The sequence below is a fragment of the Halomonas sp. 25-S5 genome (assembly GCF_029889845.1).
Classification (GTDB): Bacteria; Pseudomonadota; Gammaproteobacteria; order Pseudomonadales; family Halomonadaceae; genus Halomonas.
Window position 1 is genome coordinate 1 of record NZ_JARANV010000089.1, and the last position, 670, is coordinate 670.

At 63.9% G+C, this 670-nt stretch carries 1 protein-coding gene; it reads left to right on the top strand.

The genetic code is table 11. The features are described from left to right. The coding region (locus OP498_RS18505) for a tyrosine-type recombinase/integrase (RefSeq protein ID WP_280554822.1) at positions 1–553 on the top strand (553 nt) is incomplete at its 5' end. Positions 554–670: the final 117 nt, after the last annotated feature.

Consider the following 670-nt stretch of genomic DNA (forward strand, 5'->3'; position numbering starts at 1 on the left):
CCCACACTACCTACCTGATGGTGATAACGGACCTGGCGCGCTGTTTCCACCGACCGCCAGACAGTTGAGCACCGACGACCTGCAACGCTTCTTCAATCATCTGGTCCAGGAGCGCGGTTTGTCAGCCGCCAGCTGCCGCGTCTATCTGCACGGCGTGCGTTTCCTGTACCTCCAAGTGTTGCACTGGCCGTCGGTTGAGGTATCGCCCGTGGTGCCGAAGACACCGCAACGGATTCCGGAATTGCTGACTCGCGACGAAGTCCGGCGGATCCTGGCCGCGTGCCAAAACCCCAAGCATCGCATGATGCTCGAACTGTGCTACGGCTGCGGACTGCGCGTGAGTGAGGTCTGCCACCTGCGGGTCCGGGACATCGACAGCCAGCGTGGCCAACTGCGTGTCGCGCAGGGCAAGGGTGCGAAGGATCGCATGGTCCTGCTATCGGCGACCCTGCTCGATCGCTTGCGCGATGTCTGGCGTGCCTACCGGCCGCCGACATGGCTGTTCCCAAGCGCGTTGTTCCCGGATCGTGCGCTGCACCCGAGCGCGCCGTAGAAGGCTTTCACCCAGGCCAAGCGCCAGGCCGGTATCGAGCGGATCGGTGGCATCCACAGCCTGCGTCATGCCTACGCCACGCATGTCCTGGAGCAGGGACTGCCCGTTCATCAGCTC